Origin of the sequence: Acidipila sp. EB88 (genome assembly GCF_003858395.1) — a bacterium.
Lineage (GTDB): Bacteria > Acidobacteriota > Terriglobia > Terriglobales > Acidobacteriaceae > EB88.
In genome coordinates this window covers 643160-665813 of the sequence record NZ_QWEV01000005.1, presented here as the reverse complement: position 1 = coordinate 665813, position 22654 = coordinate 643160, and the positions used below count along the sequence as shown (strand labels likewise).

Annotated in this window: 17 protein-coding genes, 1 tRNA gene and 1 pseudogene; 8 read left to right on the top strand and 11 right to left on the bottom strand. The window is 60.0% G+C overall.

Features of this window, described 5'->3' with window-relative positions:
• Positions 1–212: 212 nt before the first annotated feature.
• The gene (locus tag D1Y84_RS03615; protein ID WP_124847313.1) at positions 213–3350 is read right to left on the bottom strand and encodes a TonB-dependent receptor; all 3138 of its coding nucleotides are present in this window, start codon (positions 3348–3350) and stop codon (positions 213–215) included.
• Between the two features lie 169 nt (positions 3351–3519).
• A complete protein-coding gene (locus tag D1Y84_RS03610) occupies positions 3520–4710 on the bottom strand; it encodes a hypothetical protein (RefSeq protein ID WP_124847312.1) in 1191 nt (396 codons plus the stop codon).
• A 312-nt stretch (positions 4711–5022) separates the two neighbouring features.
• Between D1Y84_RS03610 and D1Y84_RS03605 the strand changes: the two genes are divergently transcribed.
• The 4 genes from D1Y84_RS03605 (at position 5023) to D1Y84_RS03590 (ending at position 9499) form a co-directional block, all read left to right on the top strand.
• Complete coding sequence (locus tag D1Y84_RS03605; RefSeq protein ID WP_124847311.1) at positions 5023–6345, top strand: sugar MFS transporter; 1323 nt, start codon at positions 5023–5025, stop codon at positions 6343–6345.
• A 50-nt stretch (positions 6346–6395) separates the two neighbouring features.
• Entirely contained in the window at positions 6396–7652 is a 1257-nt protein-coding gene (ilvA, locus tag D1Y84_RS03600) for a threonine ammonia-lyase (RefSeq protein WP_124847310.1), read from the top strand.
• 214 nt (positions 7653–7866) lie between these two features.
• Entirely contained in the window at positions 7867–9345 is a 1479-nt protein-coding gene (locus D1Y84_RS03595; protein ID WP_233581077.1) for a pyridoxal-dependent decarboxylase, read from the top strand.
• A 77-nt stretch (positions 9346–9422) separates the two neighbouring features.
• Positions 9423–9499 (top strand) — tRNA-Met (locus D1Y84_RS03590).
• Between the two features lie 75 nt (positions 9500–9574).
• On the opposite strand, the gene D1Y84_RS03585 is transcribed toward D1Y84_RS03590, so the two are convergent.
• Together D1Y84_RS03585 and D1Y84_RS03580 are read right to left on the bottom strand one after the other, a co-directional pair.
• Positions 9575–10702 carry a site-specific integrase gene (locus tag D1Y84_RS03585; RefSeq protein WP_158615299.1) on the bottom strand — a complete coding sequence of 376 codons (1128 nt, stop codon included), beginning with the start codon at positions 10700–10702 and terminating at the stop codon, positions 9575–9577.
• 225 nt (positions 10703–10927) lie between these two features.
• Entirely contained in the window at positions 10928–11155 is a 228-nt protein-coding gene (locus tag D1Y84_RS03580; protein ID WP_158615298.1) for a helix-turn-helix domain-containing protein, read from the bottom strand.
• Between the two features lie 119 nt (positions 11156–11274).
• Between D1Y84_RS03580 and dndD the strand changes: the two genes are divergently transcribed.
• Entirely contained in the window at positions 11275–13029 is a 1755-nt protein-coding gene (gene dndD / locus D1Y84_RS03575; protein ID WP_124847307.1) for a DNA sulfur modification protein DndD, read from the top strand.
• Positions 13016–13402 (top strand): DNA sulfur modification protein DndE, encoded by a 387-nt coding sequence (dndE, locus tag D1Y84_RS18845; RefSeq protein ID WP_124847306.1) that lies wholly within the window; start codon positions 13016–13018, stop codon positions 13400–13402. The genes dndD and dndE overlap by 14 nt, the downstream gene beginning before the upstream one ends.
• Positions 13403–13532: 130 nt before the next feature.
• Here the strand turns inward: dndE and D1Y84_RS03565 are convergent.
• Positions 13533–13844: pseudogene (locus D1Y84_RS03565) on the bottom strand (SOS response-associated peptidase family protein); the annotation flags it as partial.
• Between the two features lie 5 nt (positions 13845–13849).
• On the opposite strand from D1Y84_RS03565, the gene D1Y84_RS18840 reads away from it, so the two are divergent.
• Both D1Y84_RS18840 and D1Y84_RS18835 read left to right on the top strand, forming a co-directional pair.
• Positions 13850–14065, top strand: a complete 216-nt coding sequence (locus tag D1Y84_RS18840) for a hypothetical protein (protein ID WP_370245696.1) — start codon at positions 13850–13852, stop codon at positions 14063–14065.
• Positions 14041–14196, top strand: coding sequence for a hypothetical protein (locus D1Y84_RS18835; protein WP_370245800.1), 156 nt, complete (start codon positions 14041–14043; stop codon positions 14194–14196). Before D1Y84_RS18840 ends, D1Y84_RS18835 begins: the two co-directional genes overlap by 25 nt.
• Positions 14197–14311: 115 nt before the next feature.
• Here D1Y84_RS18835 and mobF read toward each other — a convergent pair whose 3' ends face one another.
• The 6 genes from mobF to D1Y84_RS03535 all read right to left on the bottom strand — a co-directional run bounded on the left by mobF (position 14312) and on the right by D1Y84_RS03535 (position 22362).
• A complete protein-coding gene (gene mobF / locus D1Y84_RS03560; RefSeq protein WP_124847304.1) occupies positions 14312–17920 on the bottom strand; it encodes a MobF family relaxase in 3609 nt (1202 codons plus the stop codon).
• Between the two features lie 3 nt (positions 17921–17923).
• Positions 17924–19996, bottom strand: a complete 2073-nt coding sequence (locus tag D1Y84_RS03555) for a type IV secretion system DNA-binding domain-containing protein (RefSeq protein WP_124847303.1) — start codon at positions 19994–19996, stop codon at positions 17924–17926.
• Between the two features lie 3 nt (positions 19997–19999).
• Positions 20000–20389, bottom strand: coding sequence for a hypothetical protein (locus D1Y84_RS03550; RefSeq protein WP_124847302.1), 390 nt, complete (start codon positions 20387–20389; stop codon positions 20000–20002).
• Between the two features lie 198 nt (positions 20390–20587).
• The gene (locus D1Y84_RS03545) at positions 20588–20914 is read right to left on the bottom strand and encodes a hypothetical protein (RefSeq protein WP_124847301.1); all 327 of its coding nucleotides are present in this window, start codon (positions 20912–20914) and stop codon (positions 20588–20590) included.
• A gap of 25 nt (positions 20915–20939) precedes the next feature.
• On the bottom strand, positions 20940–21884 hold the full coding sequence (locus tag D1Y84_RS03540; protein WP_124847300.1) for a RepB family DNA primase: 945 nt from the start codon (positions 21882–21884) through the stop codon (positions 20940–20942).
• Between the two features lie 103 nt (positions 21885–21987).
• Complete coding sequence (locus tag D1Y84_RS03535) at positions 21988–22362, bottom strand: single-stranded DNA-binding protein (protein WP_124847299.1); 375 nt, start codon at positions 22360–22362, stop codon at positions 21988–21990.
• Between the last annotated feature and the right edge of the window lie 292 nt (positions 22363–22654).

Genomic DNA, 22654 nt, shown 5'->3' with positions numbered 1-22654 from the left:
TGTCTTTCACGATACGAGGGCGGGGAGCCAGCGTCAATTTTTGGTTTGACGGGGTGGAGGGTCGGGCGTTGGTTAGGGGCGCGGCGGGGAGGATGACTGGTTGCGGATGGGAAGGCTTGCCGGGTGGCAGCGCCTGGGCTGGTGGTGCCCCACGTCTCGGAGGCGAGACGTGGGGCACCCGGTTTGCTGGCGGTGCGCGGCGCGGCGCGAGCCTAGAAGGCGAAGGTGGCTTGGAGGAAGATACGACGTGCGGCGGCTCCGTCGGGCGAGGAGAAGATCTGCCCGGCGAGCTGGTTGGAGCGGCCGAACAGCGGCGAGTCAATGGTGCCCGTGGGCGGCGCGTAGTTGACGATGTTGAGCAGGTTGAGCGCCTGGGCATTGAGCGTGAAGTTGTAGCGGCGGCCCGAACTCCCGTTGTCGCCGAACATGCCGCCACCGCCGCCAGGACCCCCGCGGCCACCACCACCACCGCCGCCGCCACGACCACCCGGGGGCGGTCCGCCGCCGGGCTGGCCGCCGCCCTGGTTCGGGTTGGCGGCTTTTTGCAGCTTCTGGCCGAAGCCCCAGGTTTTGCTGAGGCGCAGGTTGAGGGTGAACAGTGTTGGACCATTGCCGTAGTTGATCGGGATCAGCGCGGTGCCGGTGGTGGGCGCGGTGTTGAAGGTGCCGTAGCTGTTGGTGACGATGTTGGCGCCGGTGGAACCGGCGGCGGCAAAGGCAGGGCGGTCCGTGAAGAGGGAATCGCCGTTCTGATCCTGCGAGACCGTGATGTTGAAGGGTGCGCCGGACTGCGCCACGATGAACGGCGAGACCCGCACCAGGTGCGGCGCGGAGTAGGAGCCCATGATGAACAGGCGGTTGCGCACGTCGTTGCTGGTGCGGCCATAGTCCTGTTTCAGATCGAGCGAGTTGGACGGGTTGCTGGTGATGCCGTTGACATCGCCCCGGGCATACGACAGGCCATAGAAGCCGAACATGGAAAGCGAGCGGTTGATCTGCACGCGGCCGTTGAGGAAGAGCTGGTTCTGGTTGTAGACGCCTTCAGAAAAGTACTGGTAGACGTTGCCGAGCGCGGCGTTGTAGCCCGGCGCGTATGGCGCGTTGGCGTTGATGGTGTCGAGGGCGTGCGCGCCATGCGAGTGGATGTAGGTCAGCGACAGGGTCGAGGTCCGGGTGAGCTGGTGATCGAGCCCGATCGACTCCTGGATGTTGGCCGGGGCGTGCAGGTTAGGCCCGACCTGGTAGATCGCATTGGAAACGGAGCTGTTGCCGGAGGTGGTGACGGCGCTGGAGGCCGCGCCGCAGGCTGCCGTGATGGCCGCCGCGGTGCCGGGCAGTCCATTGGGCAGATAGCAGGTGGGGTTCTGGATCACGGCTTCCTGCTGCACGATGCCGTTGACGCGCGCGGCCTGCAGCACCTGGGCGATGGCGAAGCGGTCGTAGAAGTAGCCGAAGCCGGCGCGGATCACGTCCTTGGTGGGCTTGCCGTGGCGCATGATGCCGTAGTTGGCAGCGAGGCGCGGCGCCCAGTCGCTGTGATCGCTGATGTGGTTCTGGGTCTCCCAGCGCAGGCCATACGAGAGAGTGAGGTTGGGGCGGTACTTCCAGTCGTCCTGGTAGAACAGGGCGCCGTCCTCGAGGTTGACGTCGGCCTTCGGGGAGCCCGTGACGTACACAAGCTGCGACGGACCGCCGCCGGCTGCCTGGATCTGGGCGAAGGTCTGCCCGGTGCCCTGGCCCTGCAGCGTCAGCGCGTAGGTCTGGGAAGCTGCAATCTCCTGGCAGCCTGCGCTGGTCGCCGTGCCGGACTGGCAGGGGTTGGTGGCGCCGCCGACCGGGCAGCCGGTGGTGGTGGAGCAGGAGCGTGCGGCAAAGGTGTACAGGCCGTTGAAGGAGCCATTGGAGTCATTGGCTTCGCGCGTGGCGCGGAACCGGCCGCCGAACGAGATGGAGTGTTTGCCCAGCGCCAGCTCGGTAAGGTTGTCGACTTCGTAGTGGTCGGTATGGTCGCTAATGGTCTGCGAGGAGAAGCCGCCGAAGGTTTCGTTGCCCTGCACCTGCACGGTAGGCAGTGTCGAGGACGGGCTCTGGGTGGAGCGGTCAAACAGCGACTGGAACTTCCACTCCATGATGACGCGTGGACCGAAGACCTCGGTGTCGCTGATCTGGATGGTGTTTTCGCTGGAGGTGGTGTTGTAGGCCTGCGAGGGGAGCGCGAACTGCCCTACGCCCTCGTTGGTTTGCGCGTTGCGCTCGTACTGGTAGCGGGCGGTAAGGGTGTTCTTGGAGCCGAGCTGCAGGTCAAGCCGGGGAGCGATGTTGGTGCGGCTCTGGGGATTGCCCAGGGAGTCGGAGTAGGGAGCCACATCGTAGTCGGCCGTGTTGGTGAAGTCGCCCGCGGCGAAGTCGCCGTTGATCTCGCCCTGCAGCCGGTAGGCGCTGATGATGTTGGCGTCGCCGATGTTGCGGTGCTGCGCTGTGACGTAGAACGAGGCATTCTTGGTGATGGGCCCGCTGATGGTGCCTTCGTACTGGAAGGTGTCGTAGTCGGGAATGGTCTTGGTAAAGGGTGTGCCGGTGTTGAGCTGGCGGGCGTTGCCCTGCGAGTAGAACTGGCCGTGCCACTTGTCGGTGCCCGGCTTGGTGAACACCTCGATGCGGCCGAAGCCGAGCTTGTCGAACTGTGCGCCGTAGGGATTCTGGTTGATGCGGATCTCGCGGATGGCGGACTTGGGCGGGAGCTGGCCGCCGGTGAAGCCGTCGATGTAGACCTGGCCGCCGGACGGTCCGGCCGCTGGACCGGCGAGCGCGGTGAGCTCGTTGGAGAGTTCGTCGGGATCGTCGGACAGGGCGTCTAGATCCTTGCCGGAGATGGTGATGCTGTTGGCGTTCGCATCGGGGTCAACCGAGACCGTCGGGGTGTCAGAGGTGACCTGGACCTGTTGCTGGGCAACTTCGATGACCAGGGCCGCGTTGAGCAGCTTGTTGCCACGCGACGCGACCGTGACCGAGCGGGTGGACAGCGGGCCAAAGCCCTGCGCGGTAAACAGCACGACATAGGTGCCGGGCGGGATGTTGGCAATGGCGTAGCTGCCGTCCTGCCCCGAAGTGCCGGTGGCCAGGGTGTGGCCCTGGGTATCGGTCACGGAGATGATCGCGCCGGGAATCACGGCGCCGGAGGGGTCGGCAACCAGGCCGTGCAGGCTACCCGAACTTGCGGGCGCAGCAGGCGCAACCGTGGATGGCTGCCCGGGCGTGACCTGGGGTGTGTTTTGTGCGTGGGCAGGAAGCGTGGCGGCAGCGGCGAGCAGAATCGGCAGGCTGCGGAAAGCGGTGCGGGATCGTGTCACAGGGCTCCAGGGGGTGCAGAGTGAAACAACAGCGTGTCAGGAACTGAGGTCGGGACAGCGTGTGCGGGAGCAGGTTGTTGAAAGCGGTACATCGCTTAGCCAGGTGCGCTTTCGCGCGGTGACCTGGGGCGATGCAGTGCTTAGAAAGACGCGGCGACCAGCCGGCCGTTTACTGGGGTCCGCCTCCGGCAGCGCCTTCCGCACCGCCTCCGCCAAGGTTCCAGGAGGCGGAGAAAAGGCCGGCACTGTCCTGGCTGGAGCCCTGCAGAAGCGGCTCCACCCCGCTGATGATGGTGATGGCGGTGGGTGTGGATGCGCCCGGGCCGCTGGCGACGATCATGACGGCGTCTCCCTTGTTGAGCTCGGGGAGCGTGATGGAGGGTGCATGCTGCAGCATGGCAGCGAGGTCGCCGTTGCCACGGGGGCGCTGCCCGGGAGGTGCATCAGGCGAGCCGGCCGTCTCTGCGCGGGCAGGGCTGGCCGGCTCGGAGGCCGGACCGGTGCTGGTACCGGTGGCAGCGGACTGCCGGTGCGCGATGCGGGTCGCCATTTCGGGCGGCAGCTTGCGGAGCTGGGTGGTGGGTTCCACATGGAGCGTGAGCGGGTGCTTGGTGGCGAGGTCGGTCAACGTGACGGTGTTGGCGGATGCATCGGTGGAGACCACGGTGCCGGCGATGTTGCGGAAGGAACCGGCTACCAGTTCCTCGGCGACAAGCGACGCGCCGGAAGGATCGTGGTCGCCGCGGGCACGCACCTGGTCGCCAGGGTGAATATCGGCAAAGGTCGACTTGCGGGCATCGGCAAAGGCCGTGGAGTCGGGTGCGTAGTGGCGGATCACAGTGGACGCGGTGGTGTGCAGTACCAGCGGCGTGGCCGCGGCTCCCTGGGGCTTGAGTGTGACGGTGCCCGAAGCCGGATCAGTAGTGGCGACGATGCCGGCTACCCCGCGGCGCTGCCAGTCCCCTGCCTGCTGCTGGTGGGCCTGGTTGATCTCCGCTGCCTTCATGGCGATGAGCACGCTCGCGGTGGGGTGATCCGGGGGGCTGCCAGCGGCGATGCGCAGGAGCACACGGTCGCCTACGGCGAGGTCAGCGCGGTCGAGCGGTGCGGCGTTCTTGAGGTTGGTTTCGCCGGGAGCGAGCCGCAGAAGGTGGGTTTCAGGAACCAGCGCCACGGTGCGTTCGCTGGTGTCGGCGCCTTCTTGCTTGACCGTCACCGTGCCATCGGCGATCGCGGTGACCGTGCCAAGCACGCGGGCGGCTGGAGCAGCTGCGGGGGCAGCCGGTGCATTCTGGGCATGAATCAGGGGAAGGGGAAGTGCAAGGGCTGCGGAAAGAAGCATCAGCCTTGGATGGAGCATGCGCGATTCTCCTGGTCTTTGCCCGCGTTCTAGGCCGCGAGGAGGATGCAACTACTGGCTATCGGACGGTAAGTCCCGGCAAAAGTTTCAGCTGGATGCACTGGTTCAGAGACTTTGGAGCAGTGACTCCCTAAAAGGTACTGTTTCGCAGCAGAAACTGAAAGCGACCTGTATGCCGGATCATGTAGCATCAGGACGATTCTTCTCAGGCAGCAAACGCCGTATATAGAGTGCGGGCACGCTTGCAGAGAAGAGAACTCCTGGCAGACGGCAGCTGAAACAGGCTGCGGCGGAAAGCGACTCTCTTCACGGATGGCCATCACAAGCGTAGGCAACACCCGCAACCTCGGCGACGCTCCTGGAACAACCAATTACAGCGCAATGGCCATGGTCACCACACTGTTCTTTGTGTGGGGCTTCTGCACAGTCCTGAATGATGCTGTGACGCCTCACCTGAAGAACATCTTCGCGCTGAGCTACCTGCAGGCGTCGCTGATCCAGCTGGCGTTCTTCAGCTCCTATTTCATCTTTGCGCAGCCCGCGGGCAAGCTGATTGAGTGGATCGGCTACAAGCGTTCCATGATCGTTGGCCTTTTGACCATGGCGGCTGGCGCGATCCTGTTTCTCCCGGCGGCAAGCTTCGGCAAATACGGCCTGTTTCTTTCAGCAGAGATTGTGCTGGCAGCCGGTGTGACGGTGCTGCAGGTCGCGGCCAACCCGTATGTCACGATTCTTGGACCGCCCGAGACTGCTTCCAGCCGTCTGAACCTGACCCAGGCGTTCAACACCCTGGGCGACTTTGTCGCTCCCTATATTGGTGGCATTTTTCTGCTGGGCGGCGTGGTTACCGCCGAGAAGGGCCCGGCCCCGACCGGCCAGGCGCTGATGGCGTTTCGCATTCACCAGGCGGCGAACTTCAAGCCGACCTACCTGGCCATTGCGATCATCATGGCCGTGCTGGCCATTGCGATCGGCATGTACAAGTTCCCGCGCCTTGAAGTGACGCGGGATTTCCGCCCGGCCAGCCTGGACATCAAGCAGGACAGCATGTGGAACCACCCCCACCTGTACCTGGGTGCGATTGCGATTTTTGTATACGTCGGGGCCGAGGTTTCTCTCGGCAACTTTGCCGCGAACTACTTCGCGGACCCGACTGTCGGCAACATGAGCCTGCAGCAGGGCACCAAGGTCATCTCCATTTACTGGGGCCTGATGATGGTGTTCCGGTTTGTGGGTTCGGCGCTGATGCAGCGCATTGCGCCGTCCAAGGTACTGGCGGTGTGCGGCGTTGGCGCGGCAGTGCTGGTGCTGTGCTCGCTGCTGGGCACGGGCTACTTTGCCGTCGCGACCTTCCTGGCCATCGGCATCTTCAACTCAATCATGTTCCCGACGATCTTCACGCTGGGCGTGGCGGAGTTGGGACCGTTGACGAGCCGCGGGTCCGGACTGCTGGTGCAGGCAATCGTGGGTGGCGCGCTGTTCCCGGTCATCATGGGCTTCCTGGCCGACCGGATCGGCATTCATCACGCGCTGGTTCTGCCCTTCCTCTGCTACCTCTTCGTGATCTTCTACGGCCTGCGTGGCTATCGCATCGCGCCGTCTGAGGCGCACTCGCAGCTCAAGACAGTAGCTTAAGTACCCCTCCTTGTTTTGCGTCCCGCGGGCGGCTGGGCGACACTAGTTCCATGCCGCCAGGGACTTCTTCGCTGCAATCCGATCTTGCTGTCTCCCTTGAGGATGTGCAGGCTGCCTATGCGCGGATCCGGCAGAGCATCTACTGCTCGCCGGCTCCGTACTCGGCCGCCTTGTCCGAGCTCACAGGCCAGAGCGTGTACCTGAAGCTCGACAACCTGCAGCGCACCGGCGCCTTCAAGGAACGTGGCGCGCTCAACAAGATCCTGACGCTTACCCAGGAAGAGAAGGCACGCGGGGTGATTGCGGCAAGCGCCGGCAATCACGCGCAGGCCGTGGCCTTCCACGCTTCGGCGCACGGCATGCGGGCGCGCATCGTGATGCCCGAGATGACACCGCTGGTGAAGGTTTCAGCCACGACCGGTTATGGCGCCGAGGTGATCCTCCATGGCGCGAACTATGACGAGGCGTATGCCGAGGCGCTGCGCATCAGCCAGGAAGCCGGCCTGACCTTTCTGCACCCGTTTGACGACCCGGCAGTGATTGCCGGGCAGGGCAGCATCGGGATCGAACTGCTGGACCAGATCGCCGGCCTTGAGGCCGTGGTGGTGCCGATCGGCGGCGGCGGGCTGATCAGCGGAGTGGCGTGCGCGCTGAAGGAGCTGCAGCCGGGCATTCGCGTGATCGGGGTGCAGACAGAGCGGCTGCCTTCGATGCTGCGGGCGCGGGAGAATGGCGGCCCGGTCACGCTGAAGCCGATGCCGACGATTGCCGACGGCATTGCCGTGCGACGAGCCGGAACCCTGACGTATCCGCTGGTGGAGCGTTACGTGGACGAGATCGTCACGGTGGATGAGGAAGAGATCGCGCAGGCGATCCTGGTGCTGCTGGAGAGCGAGAAGACGCTTGCGGAGGGTGCGGGCGCGGTGGCGCTGGCGGCGCTGCTGCAGCGCAAGACTTCGCTCTCGGCGATGGCTACGCCGCAGCGTACGGCGGTGCTGGTGTGCGGTGGCAATATTGATGTGAGCCTGCTCGCAATGATGATTGAGCGAGGGCTGGTCAAGGATGGCAGACGTACACGGCTGCGGATCCACCTGACGGACCGGCCCGGCGCGCTGCACGGCATGACAAAGATTTTGGCAGAGGCACGCGCCAACATCGTGCAGACCTCGCATGACCGTGCGTACTACGGAGTGAACCTGGGGAATACGGTGATCGATGTCACGCTGGAAACGCGCGGTGCCGCCCATATCGAGGAGATCCGGATGGCGCTGACCGAGGCGGGTTACCAGCATGAGCGGATTGTCTGAGATGGGCAGCAGGGAAGCGCACGAGGACGAGCCGGCCGGAGACAGTCGCCTGACGCACAACGGGCGGCGTGGTGCGTCGCAATCCGTGGCGCTTGATGCTTCCACAGAAGCAGGAGTGGACGGTCTCCGGTCACGCGGTTCTGCATCCTCCTCAAATGCAACTGCTTTAGATACAGAAACGCCTGGGTCCGCGAATCCGGAAGCGGAGCTCTCGTTGGATCCTCCGAGCGAGGCTGCCTGGGAAGACTTCTCAGCGGAAGCACACCGCATCCTCGACGACACGATTGCGCAGATGCAGCACGTGCGCGAGCAGGCCGTGTGGCAGCCGATGCCGGCGGCGATCCAGGCAGCGATTGCGGAGGCGCCCGCGCCCATAGCCGAGCGGTCGCTGGGTGCGGTGTACGCGGAACTGGCGAGCCGCGTACTGCCGTACACCAGCGCGAACCGACACCCGCGCGCGTGGGGATGGGTGCGCGGACAGGGCACGCCCGTGGCGATGCTGGCGGACATGATTGCATCCGCAGCCAACGCGCATGTGGGCGCAGGCTTTACGGCGCCGGTGCACATTGAGGAGACCGTGCTGCGCTGGCTTGCGGAGGCCCTTGGCATGCAAGGTGCCGGCGCGGCGGAACATGCGCAGCCGAGCGGCATCTTGACAAGCGGCGCTACCATGGCAAACCTGCTGGGGCTGGCAGTGGCGCGCGCGGCCAAGGCCGGGTACGACGTCCGGCAAGAAGGTTTGAGCGGGCGCCCTCGCATGCTGGTGTATGCCTCGACCGAGACGCATGGCTGGGCTGCGAAAGCGATGGAGTTGCTGGGGCTTGGGCGCCGCTCGTTGCGCAGCGTGGCAGTCGATGCTGCGGGACGGGTCCAAATAGAACCGCTGCTGCGACAGATAGCCGCTGACCGCGCGCAGGGGGAGCAGCCGTTCGCGTTGATTGCCAATGCGGGCACGGTGAACTTTGGAGCCGTGGACGACCTGCGCGCGTTGCGCGCACTTTGCGACGAGCAGGACCTCTGGATGCACGTGGATGGCGCTTTTGGCGCGCTGCTGAAGCTGGCGCCTCGCTACGCCTCGTTGATGGATGGCCTGGAGCGGGCCGATTCTGTAGCGTTCGACCTGCACAAGTGGATGTCGCTGCCCTTTGAAACGGGCTGCCTGCTGGTGCGCGACCGCGCGGCCCACCATGCGGCGTTTGCGGCTGAGGCCGCGTACATGGAGTGGAGCACACGTGGCGTGCTTTCCGGCGGGTTGTCGTTTGCAAACCGCGGAATCGAGTCGTCGCGCGGCTTCAAGGCGCTGCGCGTGTGGATGCAACTCTCCGTCCACGGGCTGCGCAAGCACGGTGCGCTGATCGCGCAGAACATGGAGCAGGCCGAGCACTTGGAGCAGCGAGTGCTGCAGCATCCGGAGCTTGCGATGCTGGCTCCTCGCGCCATGAATATCGTTTGCTTCCGGTATGTGCCGGCAGGCCACGCCCGCACTGCGGCTCAACTCGACGCATGCAATCGCGAGGTGGTGCTGCGGGTGCAGGAGAGCGGGCGTTTTCTGATTAGCGGCACGACCCTTGCTTCGGGTGACTATGCCATCCGGGTCTCGATTACCAACCACCGCTCGCGCCTGGAGGACTTTGACGCGCTGGTGGAATGGATCGTTGAGGAAGGCCGCGGGCAGTCTGCGCGCTTGTTGTAGGCGCAGGCATAGAGGGCAGCAGCCGGTGCTTTCGGAGCCTTGGTTGACGTAGGAGGGCACCATTGTTAATATCAAAAAGCGGGGTGGAGCAGTCCGGTAGCTCGTTGGGCTCATAACCCAAAGGTCGTAGGTTCAAATCCTACCCCCGCAACCAAATCTCTCAACAACTTACGAGATTCGGACTCTTCGAACAAACTCCCATAAACTCCCAATAATAAAAACCGCCGTTTTAGGCGCTCGCTTGCATTGGCTTGAGCACCATCTCGACGACCTTCCCATTCGCTTCCCGCTTCGAGCTCGACATAGCTTGTCCATAGACATTCATGGTCGTTTGAATCGACGCGTGACGCATCAGTTCCTGCTGTACTTTCATCGGTGCCCCGGTCTCGTCCAGCCACGAACGGTACGTGTGACGGAACGTATGCCAGCCGATTTCGCCGAGTCTCCCTGCTGCTAGCTTGCGCTCCTCATGAATTAGGACTCGCTTGCCGTTGGCGGTTGGACCATCCTGCCAGCACCAGACACCTGGACGGGAGCCACATGTCGGACATTGGACCGTGCAGCATCCAGAGGGGCGCAAATAACGCTTCTGGATCTCGGTCGGATGGTACGGGCGGTTCGTCATCGGATTGGCAAAGACCCAGCCTTCCTCTGTCGGTACAGCCTGCTTGCTCCATGCCAGAACGATCTTGGTGAGGCTGGGATGGAGCGGAACATAGTCCTGGGAGTATTCGGTTTTGATATCGTCCACCCGCCCGCTCACAATGCTCCGTTGCACGAGTAGCTGGTTCTTCTCAAAATCGAAGTCGTCCCACTGAAGCGCTGCGATTTCGCTGACGCGAAGGCCGAGGCATTGGGCGATTTGCACCATCGTTCGATACGGCTCTCGCAGTGTCGCGACGATGGATTCGAACTGATCCACAGTGAGGATGATGGGGCGCTGCTGGCGCTTGCTTCCGCCCTTGATACGGACGAGAGCAATTGGATTCCGCTGCTCGGTGAAGAGTTCCCAGCGCGTCGCACACTCAAACATGAGGTGCATCACGCTCCGGATGTGCGCCTTCGATTTCGGTGCCATCGAGAGGCTCTTCAACCAATCTTCGACCGCCATGGGCCGAATCTTGTCGAGCAGATAATCACTCCAGCGTGGCTTGAGGTAGTTCTTGATATTCGACTGGTAAGACTTCGCCGTCGAGTATCGTTCCGGCAACTCTTCCTCAAGGTATCGGTCGCAAATGGCACCGAATGTCACCACGGCCATCTGTTGCTGTGGGGTTTCAGCGTTCAGTTTTAGGAGAAGAGCTTCGACGGCCTTCTGCGCGAGAGCTTTGGTCTTGTACTTTTCGACGGTGCCCACGGTTGCCGTTCTCCGCTCCCGCGTCCCTGTTGCTGTCGACTCGTAGTACCGAAACTCCCAGGCGTCTGATCCCTTCGCCCGCTTCTTGCGTGTGAGACTTCCGAATTGATAACGTGCTCGTTCCATCAGGTCCTTTCCTGATTTCCCGGCACAAATGGCTGTTTCAAGCGTATCGGATTGCCCCGGAGGAAACCAGCGAAACTGTTCAGTGCCCTACAGGGGCGGTCAGCTTGCCAGATTGTGTTCGAGCACCCATTCCTGGATGGCGGACGGGACAAAGCGGTACAGCTTGCCGACGCGAACAGCGTGAATCTCGCCGCGCAAGACCATGCGTTGAAGCGTCCTGGGATGAACTCCAAGGAACGCTGCAGCTTTGTGGCAATCTAAGAGGGGGTCTGCTCCAGGACCAAAGATCGGCTTCTCTGAGACAGGCGGCTTCCGCAGTTCTGTCATGTCATCCTCCGCTGGCATCCAACCTCAAAATCGGTCGAATGGGGTTTACCGAACAGGTACATCTGTGCGGACTAGGATTGACGCGGACGTGCGGACGAGTCCAATAAGTTTTCGTATCGATAGAGTTCGATTACGCTGATCAGCACGGTATTCGGACCTACGTCTGCCGTAGGAGATGGGAGAGAAAGCAGAGTGGCGGAGTGATAGAGCACTTCGAGCTGTCGTCGGATGGCACTCCGGTTTCAGATGTGGACGCAGCTCATTGGCAGGATTTTGTGCAAGAGCTAATCCCAATCGGAGTCTCCGATCTTTTCTTCTTTGATGGCGAAAAGGTCCAATTGCTCGCTGAAGATGAGTCTGACAAGAGGACACTGTCTGAAGCCGTACGGAACCTTTTAGGAACTGACATTATCGAGAAGCTGAGTGCCGATCTCAACATCTATCGCTCCCGCGCAGTACAGAGAGCCGCCGCCGAGGATGAATCAGCTTCCGACCTGGAGGCGCTCAATAATGTAGCTGAGTCCCTACGCGTTCGACGCGAGCTTGCGGCAAAGGACTCGGATAATGCAGGCGCGCTAGTAGAATCCCTTATTTCCGAAGTGCAAGCTTTCGAGCAGCAGCTACAGGAGCAAGGTGGCAGCTACGCTCGAAACCGGGGAAAGCTTGAGGAGAGAAAACGTCAAATCGGCGTGCGCGTGGTGGCGCTTGAATGTTTGATTCGAGAGCAGTCTCATGCGCTACTTCCGGTTGCTCTTGCGCCAAAGCTTCTTAGGAAGTTGTTAGACCAACTGACGTTGGAGCAAGACATCAGGGTTGGCATCGTGGTCGATGAGACATTGACCAATGCGGCGAAAGCAGCGCTCACTCAACTCCGCAAGATCCAAATTAAGCGCGGAGGCAAGTCTATCCCCCTAAGCTCGCTCGATGAGTTTAGCGCGATAGCTGGTGCCATCAAGAAAACTCACCAGCCTTCCGTCCGGGAAGAAGACGCCATCGTTCACGATCTCTCGAACGATCAAGAACAGAACATTCGGGGATGGGCCCATATTGCACTGGAGTCATTGCCGCAATCGATGAAAGCGGCCTCCTTAGAACTAGAAACACTGTATCGCGAACAGCAGAAGGTAGAGCGAGATCTAGCCCGGGCGCCGCAGGATGATGTGCTACAGCCGCTTGTTGATAAACTCAGCGACTCAAGAAGAAGATTAGCGGAAGCCGGCGCGGAGGCAGCTCTCCGGCGTGCGGAGCTTGAACAAGCGAGCGAGGCGCGAGATCGGGCGGAGAGCAGCTATGCAAAGGCGGTCGATAATCTAGCAACAAGCAATGTACAACGCCATTCCCTTGAGAAAGCACTGAGGGTGCAGGGCGTCTTGACTGAATTTCGAAACGCGCTCATCACGAAAAAGATCAAAGAAGTCGAAGCAGAAGTTACGACATGCTTCAACTTACTTTCTCGAAAACGGATTGAACGCACTATCGTTATCAATCCAACAACGTTTCAGGTGACGATTCGAGACAACCATTCGAGGCAAATATCCAAGAGTGAGCTGTCCGCTGGCGAAAAACAAATCTATGCGATATCGATTTTGTGGGCGCTTGCACGGGTCTCGGGCAGACCACTGCCGATGATCATTGATACTCCACTTGCACGTCTGGATCGAGACCACAGAGAGCTACTGGGGCAGCGTTATTTCCCCCAAGCCAGCCATCAAGTGATCATTCTCTCTACCGATAGTGAAATAGACGCTGAGTTTCTGCCTTTACTCAAAGACTCTATTGCGAGATCTTACGAGTTGGCGTTCGACATGAACTCTCAGAGCACCCAGGTCCGCAACGGATATTTCAAAGAGAAGAAACAATATGCGATTCACTAAAATTCGACTTACGAAAGATGCGTCGAATCGCCTGCGATTCCTCGCCGGAAAGACTGGACTGACTCCAAACCTCTTATGTCGCATGGGATTTTGTCTCTCGCTGGAGGAACCTAAGGTTCCTAATCCCAATGAATTTGAAGAGGAGGAGCGTGAGTTTAACCGCTATACGCTACTGGGCGAGTACGATGCTCTGTATATCTCACTCCTTCAGCAGCGTCTACATCAAGATGGTCTTGGAACGGATGATCTTGAAGGCTACTTTCGAGCCCATCTCAACCGTGGAATATCGTTACTCCAGCAGCGTGTCCGAAGCGTTGCTGATTTAGCAAATCTTGTTCCCCAGCCCTCGTCAGGACGAACAGCGAAGCGCTAGGAAGATCGTTCGCAGCGGGTCAGGATTACGCAGCAATCTGATGAACGTAGTACGGAGACTCTTTATCCGAGAGGATGTGCTCGATCCGTTCTTTGCTTAGCGTGTTCGGTGCTAACCACTCAAACAAGTATCACTCTTGAATCGTGATGATCGTCCGTTGATGTCCCGTCGCAGCAACTTCGGGAAGCGGCTCATCCGTAATCGCGGCGAACGAGTAGAGGTCTGGTTCGTTCGGCCTCGTCCAACGATCCCAAATGCAGGCTACGAGCATATTGCTAGATGGTTCAGGATCAAATTCCAAGACGAGATTCTTAGCCTTCTCATCTGGCCCCAACTCGCGATGCTCATAAAGATGAAGCGGCGCGTTCTCGTAAAACCCTGTAATGACCATGACGGCATGATTTTGGCCGTAGACCTTGTTCCAGTAGTCATCAAGGCTGTCACGACGTGCGTTCTACGTCCCAGGAAACCGCTTGTCGTAATCAGCGGGTTTTCCCGACAACCGGCACCTTTCCCGACGACATACAGTTAGCGGAGTGCGAACCACATATCCGGGGACTGGTAGAAAAGGTGTGGGCTGCGTCACAGGGTAATTCTCGACGGGGCCGAACTGTGGTTCTGAAGTTGAAGACGAAGGAATCAGTTCTCTCACACGCAGCGTGACTCCCAAAGTGGTTCCTACGGATTTTGAGACTTTTACTGCTCTAGGGCTCCAACTTTGCGATCGTGTGGGATTTGACGAAGGACAGCTTTACCGACTCGTCGGCGTGGGATTGAGCAATTTTGAGATCTAAGGGGATCTCGAAGAAGAAGTTGCTCCGCTCATTGGACTGCTACATACCTAACTCTTGCGCGCGGACCGGCTGGCACAAAGATGAGATAACCCCGATTATTGCGGTTGTCGCCCTTCTAGCGGCCTAGCCCAAATCCTTCGCGCATGACCTCTACGTTCGTCGGCACATGCAATTCCTGCGCCGGAGCGATCCGCTCAAGCTTGGACCCGGGCGAAACATACATCTCCAGTTCGCGAACCTGAGACGACAGGTGATTGTACTGCTGCTGATTAATTTTCTCGCTTTCGCCTGTGATGAAAAGACGATCCAGAGGGCGTCCAGGAACCCGAGAATCCACGTACCCATGATCGATCGCTAAGGCATCATCGGTACGAACCGGCTGATGTGTGCCGTTGTCGTGTCGGACGAAAAGTGTCGAATCCGTCCCGATTGCTTGAACTGTGGCAAAGTCTCCGGCGCGTATATGACGTTCTCGGTCATTTGCAGTAAAACGGATGCGCTCTCCCTCAGCGATATCTCGTGCCTCTACCCGATAGACTCGGCTCTCGTCTGTAGCTTTCCGGAGAAGAGCCGGATTCAAGTTGGTCTCCGTGCCATCGGTCGTCGAGACCGTAAGTAGATTTGCTTGGCGGTCCACAGTCACCACCGTGACAGTGCTGCCGTGAGCGATGCCGTGTTCCTTGGGACTGCCTGATTTGTACTCAATCTGATCGCCCGGCAGATAGTTCGCCGCCAGCCGACGATTGCCGATATCGCGTTCAACGGCGACAGGGATTGACTGGCTATCGCGCCCCAACCAGCCACGCTCCACCAACTCGGAGCGAATGAGCGCCGTGAGTTCACGCCTCTCCTCTGGATTACTCGCCACAACAACGGCCCGGTCTCGTTGTTCAGCATAAGCCAAGGCTACTGACGCCAAGCGATGCTCGCTATCTGCGAATTCATGCACCTTGACCTCACGGTTGGTTGCAGAATCTGCACGTTGGCTCTTCGCGTCTGGACGATCCTTTGTTCGCTCTTGTCCAGCCGAATCATGCCTCGAGTTAGGTTCTACCGCCGCCGTTTTCGAAACATCTACTGCGAGCCGACGGCCAAGCGTGATGGCATCGTTGGTGTACACATGGGCGTCTTCTGAAGCGCGAGAGATTGCAACATAAGCCAAGCGAGAGTTGATAAGGAGACGGGGCCCATCCGTATCGAAGTGAGCGAGAACGCGCGTCGATGTGAGGCCTTGGGAGCTATGCGACGTGACCGCATATCCATGGTCAAACTGCCGGACCTTCAACAAATCCAATTCGACCGAGCGTGACTCCTTGCCGTCCATTCGTACGGTCATCCGTCCGACCTCAAGTCGTTGGATCGTGCCAAGATCGCGGTTGGCTATACCCTGTTCCTTCTGCGGCGCGGTAAATTGCAGCCGGTCTCCAAAGGCGAAGTCTCGCGCCTGTACCTGGAAGACGTTCACCCCTCGAAGCCGCTTCGGATCATATGCGATGATCTCTCCATTCGCGAGTTCGACGGTCAGCGTATTTGTCGGGGCGTCTACGGCCCGCACCGTTGCCTGACTTCCTCGTTCGATACCATTCGACTTGCTCCCGCTGCTGTATTCCAGCACATCGCCGACGTTGTAACGAGCGGCCCAAGTGCGGTCGGCGCCAGTCATGTCTGAACGATGACTGAGCACCTGTAGGGAATGATTTTCCCTTGCGATCACACCCTTGTCAGCCAGCGTGGCTCTGATGGCTTCATTGATTTCCTGACGGCTTCGATTGTCCGGGGAGACGACGATTGTGCCGTCCGGGCGTTCGGCATAGTCCCGCGCAATGGCCGCGATGCGATCCCGCCGATCTGTCAATTCGGTGATCCGTCCCTGCTGCTGTAACAGGGCAATACCTTCGAGAGTCTCATTCCTGGAAAGGTGTTCGACCGCCTTCAGAAGACCGGCATCCTTCTGACGCATGATGCGATCAAGCTCAGAGGTTCGCATTCCGGCTTCCTGCATCTGCTGGAAGGGCCGCCCGGCATCCACGCCCTGATGCTGACGGGTATCTCCTATCAGCAGAACCCGATCGTTGGAGGTGATTTTGTTGAGAAAGTCCCGCATCTGCCGGGTGCTGGAGAGACTTGATTCGTCCACCATATAGAGGCGGCGTACATCCGGGTCTTCGTTGCCGGGGGAGCTTCGAGCCAGAAAGCTCTGGAGCGTACTCGCCTGGATGCCCGCCTCGCGGAGTTGTGCGGCAGCGCGCGAGGTTGGGGCGAATCCTTCCACCACATAGCCGCTCTTTTCGGCACCCTCGCGCACTCTCAGAAGGACGGTGGTCTTGCCTGAGCCTGCCCGCCCCTGAAGACCGTGAATCTTATCGGGCGAGTTCAGAATCTCCTCGATAACCCGCCGCTGCGAGTCGTTTAGGAAGTCACGAAAGTTTGCCTGACGCTGCGCCAGTTCAGCGGACATCATCGGTTCTACGCTGTTTTTGCCATTCTGAACCTGTGCCAGATTCTCCCGCTCGGCCGCAATCGTTTCGGCGGTCGTAAAGCTACGTCCCGAGTCATGCTTGCGTGCTTCAACGGAAAGGAAAGCTCCAGCCGCGCGCCGGTTTTCAAACTCCGTGCGGACCTGCTGGTAAGTCGTTTCCCCCATACCCCGGCGAAGTGCATCACGCAAAAGGAGGCGCTCATCGAGCACGGCTTCGCGCTCGAACAGACTCGCGCGGGCATAAGAAACGGCCTCGCGGGCATGTCCCGCCTGGTCAGGGTTGTGGCCGTTCGCGCGGGATCGTTCTCGCGCTTCAGCGACCACCGTTTCAGGCTGGTTTCCAAACTCAGCGGCCACTTCACGATGGGCAGCGAGCACCTCGGCAGGCGTCAGCGTATGTTTCTTCTCCCGTGTGGACCGTGCCGCAATCTCCGCCGCTTCAGGACCACTCACGCCCCGACGTTCCATCTCTTCCTCTATCTTTCCCCGACGAAGACTCGACGCTTTCAGATACTCCTCGCTGTATCCCTTGATCTCGGGAGCACCGCTCTTTCCAGCCTCGATTTCGTATCCCAAGGAGCGTAGCCGGTACATCAACTCCGACTGGTAGACCGCTGTCACAAAGTTCTGGCTTTCAAAAAATGGCTGCTCCTGCAAAGCCCGCGTGGTGCCATCCGCGCGTTGTGTCACGTTGAAGATGACGGCGTGCGTGTGGAGTTGTGGAGCAGCGTAGCCATCGACCGGGCGAGCCGTGTCATGCTCAAACTTCGCAACTACGAAGCGACCGCTCGGATCTGCTGGATTGTTCCCGCCGATCCGAGCGTGCGTGTACTTTTCAAGTTCGTCGAGCGCGGTCACGACCGCCGCCCGATGCGCTTCACGAATACGATCATCACCGCCGACGAGAGCTGTCAGGGATACGGACTTCGCCGGAGCGAACATCGCATCCCAACCTGCGCGATGCGCGACGGCTTTAGTCACAGAGCCATCCGGGTTCGTGTACTCCGTGGCGATCCGATGCCGCACCATCTGCTCGTCTGTAAGCGGATGCCGCCCTTCGGTCAATCGCGAGAACTCTTGCGCGGAAACCTCACCCGACAGTCCCATGGACTCGGCGAGCTTGCCCTGCCACTCACCCTTCACCACATCACCCTGCGCGTAGTAGCTCTGCGTGGGAGAGGTGTAATCCATCTTGTGATAGGTCTGCGCCTGTCCGGCATTTAATGGCTTCGAGATAGCGAGCATGGGTTAGTGCTCCCGTATCCACTGGTGGCCTTGAGGCTGCTCTTGCTCCACCTCTTCGAGTTCCTCGTTCACCTCGGGCGGAGCCGGTTCGAGTGGCGAAATCGCACGCTCCTGGGACGGGGCCTGAGCGACGGAAGTAGGTGCTAGCTGACGGTCAAATGGGCCAGAACTCTCAGCAGGCGCAACGGGTTCTGGCGTCTCATCTGCCGGTGGCTTGGGGGCCGGTTTGCCAACGGGCTCCAACGTATCCGGGTTGAATTTCATGCCTCCGTCTGCGCTCGGACGCGGGACAAATCCTGCCGCCCGAACTGGAAGATCAAGGTAGTCAAAGGCGAACCGCGCGACATTGTTTCCGAGCTTCAAGTACGCGTGGCGATCATCAAGCCCCGTGATCTCTGAACCCATGACCAGAGGCTCAACTTGACGTTCCACGGTGAAGTTGTGTCCCGACCGGGTTCCGTCGAACTTCGTCTCCTTCAGGCGTTCGATTTCGACCTTGCCGAGCGCCTCCGATATCCACTCCGCAGCTTTCGGCTCGGCGGTCTTCATGAAGATTTTGGTGGCTGGCTGCGACAGCATCACCTCAGCCAAGTGGCCATAGATGACCTCGAGCTGTGCCTTGCCCTGGAAGCCGAGAATCAGAGGGTTCCGAGATTTGCGGTTCTCTGTGATTGCTGTGTGAAGCTGAGGGAGCTTCTGCAAACTAGCCAGCTCGTCGATCACAAACCACACCGGCTTCTGTCCCGGCTGGGGCGCAGTCAGCAGCCGCATGACGAGCAAGTCGATCCAGAGGGAGTGCAGTGGTCGGAGGGTATCCCGCTCAGGTGGACGGGACGTGATGAAGATCCATCCCTGACGGTTCTTAGACCATGTGCGCGCGTTCCAGACAGGACGCTTTTCGTCACGCTCCGGGAGAAGCCGAAAGCACCTAGCGACGAGTCCCAGAGAGGACAGAACACCTGCGCGTTGTGGGCCAGCATTTCGGTCGATATAGAACGCCATCTCCGTTCCCTCGACACGCTTGGCCAGCTCTTTGTCGCTCGCCATCCACTTGGCTAGCTGGTGTGGCGTCGGCCCCAACTTGAGCAGATGGGCGAAGATTTGGGCCGGGGTTTCGTGAAAGAACTCGTCCACCTTGTCGGTCTTCGGCTGATAGAGCGAGGCAGCAATCGCATCGGCTTCGGCGTTCGACTCCATCTCCTGCGCTGGCCCCCAATAAGGGCAACGCGCATCAAGCGGATTGAGGACGATATCGCCCCGGTCGGCCTCGTAGAAACGCTGGATGTACTCACAAGCGGGGTCATAGACGATGGCGGAATCTCCACGCCCTCGGATCTGACGGAGGCACTGCATGATGAGCTGCGTTTTGCCTACGCCTGTATCGCCCATGAGCTGAAGATGCTGTGCCTCTTTCTTGAGAGGGATACGCATCATCTTGTCCGCTTCGGTCGTTTTGAAGCCCAGACCATCCCCCTTCTCGACGCGGTTGAATTCATTTGGGTCGAGCATTCGAGGCCCGCGTAAGACTCGGCCATACTTCATCTGTCGGTAGCGCTGAATGTCCTTTGGAATGGCGAGGCCGAGGAAGAGAGCAAGGCAAACACCGCCCTCAATGAAGCTGATGAGAAAGGTTCTCCAGAGGCCGTGCCGCTCAAAGATCGCATCGCGCAGCCAGGAGTACATCGCAGCATCCGTCGCCTGATGCGGCATCCCTCGAAACGGGAACGAATAGCCTTGCGAGGTGGGAAGATCCGAAAGTCGATACGGCACTACAAGCCCACCGGGAAGCGTCATTGCTCCGGGTGCGAAGTCCACGGGAAGGGCTAGACGAGGCTTCGCTGTCAGGCCTCCGAGGAAGATCATCCGGTACTGGCCGTTTGCGTGGAAGGGGGCTCCCAGAGACGCTCTCAGGTATTCGGAGATGTAGGAATGCTGCAACGGTTCCAGACCGTAGTTGAGCCGTTGCCATACGAATAACACCGTGCAAACCAGAGCCGTCGCAAGCGCGGTGTAGCTCATGATCGGTGCATGTGGTGGCCAGATGATCGTCTCTTTGCGTCCCCATTGCGTTGCCATGTCTTACTCCTTTCCTGTCGGTTGGGTGTACTGTTGCATGACTTCCCGAGCCGCCTTGTACTTTTCTTTGCGGACCATCGTCATGGCTTCGGTAATCCATGCTGCCGTGACCTTCTCCCCAAGAACGAGAGGTTTGATAAGGTTCACGAGCAACATGCGGGTGGCGACCAGCTCGGTAAACGTCGCGTCTCCTGACGGTCGGCGAGCTTCACGCAAGAGGACATCGCGAGCCCACTCGCTGAGCGATTTGCCCTCTGCGTTCGCGGCTCGGTGAAGCTCCTTCTGCTCCTTCGCCGTGACACGGGCGTTAGCCATCCGATCTCGACCAGTGCGTCCGGAAGACCGGGCAAGCCTCACATCTATGCCCGGAATCTGTGACCGATTGCTGTCCATGGGTACCTCCATGACGCGTAAACAACTGTTTTCTTCATGAAAACTGTCGTCTTACGCATGCGGCTAAGCTGTTGCACTACAAGCGCGTAAACAGTCGTTTTCGCGCTTGCCAAAAACACGACCATCCGAGGGATGGAGTGTCAATCTTCTTCCCGTGCGCAGCACGGCTGTGGTTCTGCCACAGATGTTGAAGCGGGATCATGCTTTCGATCCCGCCACAGATGCGGCTGCTTGCGTCGGCAAAGATGCTGCGGAAACCGGCTTGCGAACTCCGGGTTCCGCAGCCTCGTTCGCGGCTGGTTTACGGATGCGCAGGGTTGGCGTGATCTTCTGTGCCTCGGGCGACTTCAGGAACTCCTGGAAGTCACGATCTTTTGTGAAGACATAAGACAGCGCCTGCTCGACGACATCGTCGGCAGAAGCGCGGATGAAAGCGGCGTACTGATCGACCTGCGTTGCGGTGGAATCAGTCAACCGAATTGAGGCACTGATCTGACGGGTTTGGATGACTTCGAGTAGTGGCATGTTCGTTCTCCTTGGATTGATGAATTCAGGCGATCTTCCTACGGGCAACCATCCGGCGCGCGGTGGTCGCAATCTCCCGCGCACGAGCGGAGCAAAGTGCAGTAGAAAGCTCAAAGCGGCGGCGCTCATGAAGCATGGTGATGACATCGTCGATGGGCGCGCCTTCGACGAGCCATTGACGGGCGGAAGCCACGTCAACGGTCCGCTGGGCGTAGTACAGAGGATTGGCTTTATCGGAGCGGCGCGCAGCCAGTTCGTGCGTCAGCTTGCCGGCATCTTTGCCGGATGCAAGCTGGGAACAGACCCAAGCCCAGTCATGTTCAGAATGCGTGTCCTTGTGAGAGGAAGAGGGCGCGGAACCGCGAAGCGGCAGCGCGGCGTCGTGAACACGAGAATCCAGATGAAAGGCAGCGGGAGACCACACAGCATCATTGCCGTATTCGACCGTGACGCAGTACGCGGGAGAATACTTCCGATTGAGGAAACCGGGAATGCGAAGCACCCGGTTGCAATCAGTACAAGCAGGATCGCCGCCGAAGGCAAGGGCAAGCCGCTTGAGAGTCAACTCCTGCTGCTCGAAGTCGAAGCCTTCGACGCGCCAGAAGACCTGGTACTTGCTCGGCGAAGTCGAGAGGATAGTGGTTGCCGAAGGCACCGCATCCGAAGCCCGCAGCGCAGCGAGCCGGGCGTCGCCGTCTTCGTCGATATCAAGGTAAAGATGGCGGACGGAGTCGATAGACTCCTTGGTCCGCTTACGGCTGCCGGAGCGAAGCGGATTGGCGGCAACATAGACGTTCGCGCCGTTGTGATTCTCATGCGCGAGCCAGCCGAGGTAACGAGGCGCAAGCGCCTGTTCCAACGTAACCACACGCTGCTGCGTCTTTGCCGGGCTCTCCGTGCGAAGCAGGAGAGCAATCGTCAAGCCCGGAGCGAAGCAACGGGCGAGAAAGTCTCTGGCTGTTTCGTTCATCGTTCCACCTCCGTTCAGGTTCTTTGCGAGCGCGATCACAAGGGGCTTTAGCAGCCGGAGAAGTCCGGCTCGATGCCGGACTCCCCGGATGAGAGGAAGTGGCCTATGCGGCCTCTTCCTCGGAAGCGTCTTCGGTGTCTTCCACGGCGGCCTTGGCCGCGCGATCCAGCTTGAGAATCGAGTCCACCCGGATTCCCCAGATGGTCTGCTCTGAGTTGGTCTTCGTGCTCTCGTACTTGCGGCTGCGCAGTTCGCCTTCGACGAGGATGTGTGCGCCCTTCTTGAGCGTGGCGGCAAACTCCCCGAGCTTGCCGAAGACGACGCAACGGTGCCATTCGGTGTGCTCGATGTACTTGCCGTCCTTCTTGTAGGAGCTCTTGGTTGCCAGCGAGAGGGTTGTGAGGCTGCGGTCGTTGTTGGTGCGAACTTCTGCGTCGTTGCCGAGGAATCCGATGAGGATGACTTTGTTTGAGTACATGGTGGTGATCTCCGTTTCGTGTTTATTCCCGTAAGCTGCTCGGGTCACCCTTCGCGAAGCGAGCGAGTGGGCCCGGCTCCCAAGCGCCAAGGAGTGCTTTCTTGGCGGGGCCCGAAAGAAGTTTGAGCAGCGTTCTTTGCTGCGGCTTTCAAACTTCTTTTGGGAGGAACCGAGACCCCGCAGGGGCGACTTAGTCGAAGCAGAACGACGCCGAGCCGCAGGGCGCCGGTTTGGCCCCGAAGCGTGAACCCGAGTAGAGGACGGGATACGGGACGGAAGGAACTCCAATGCA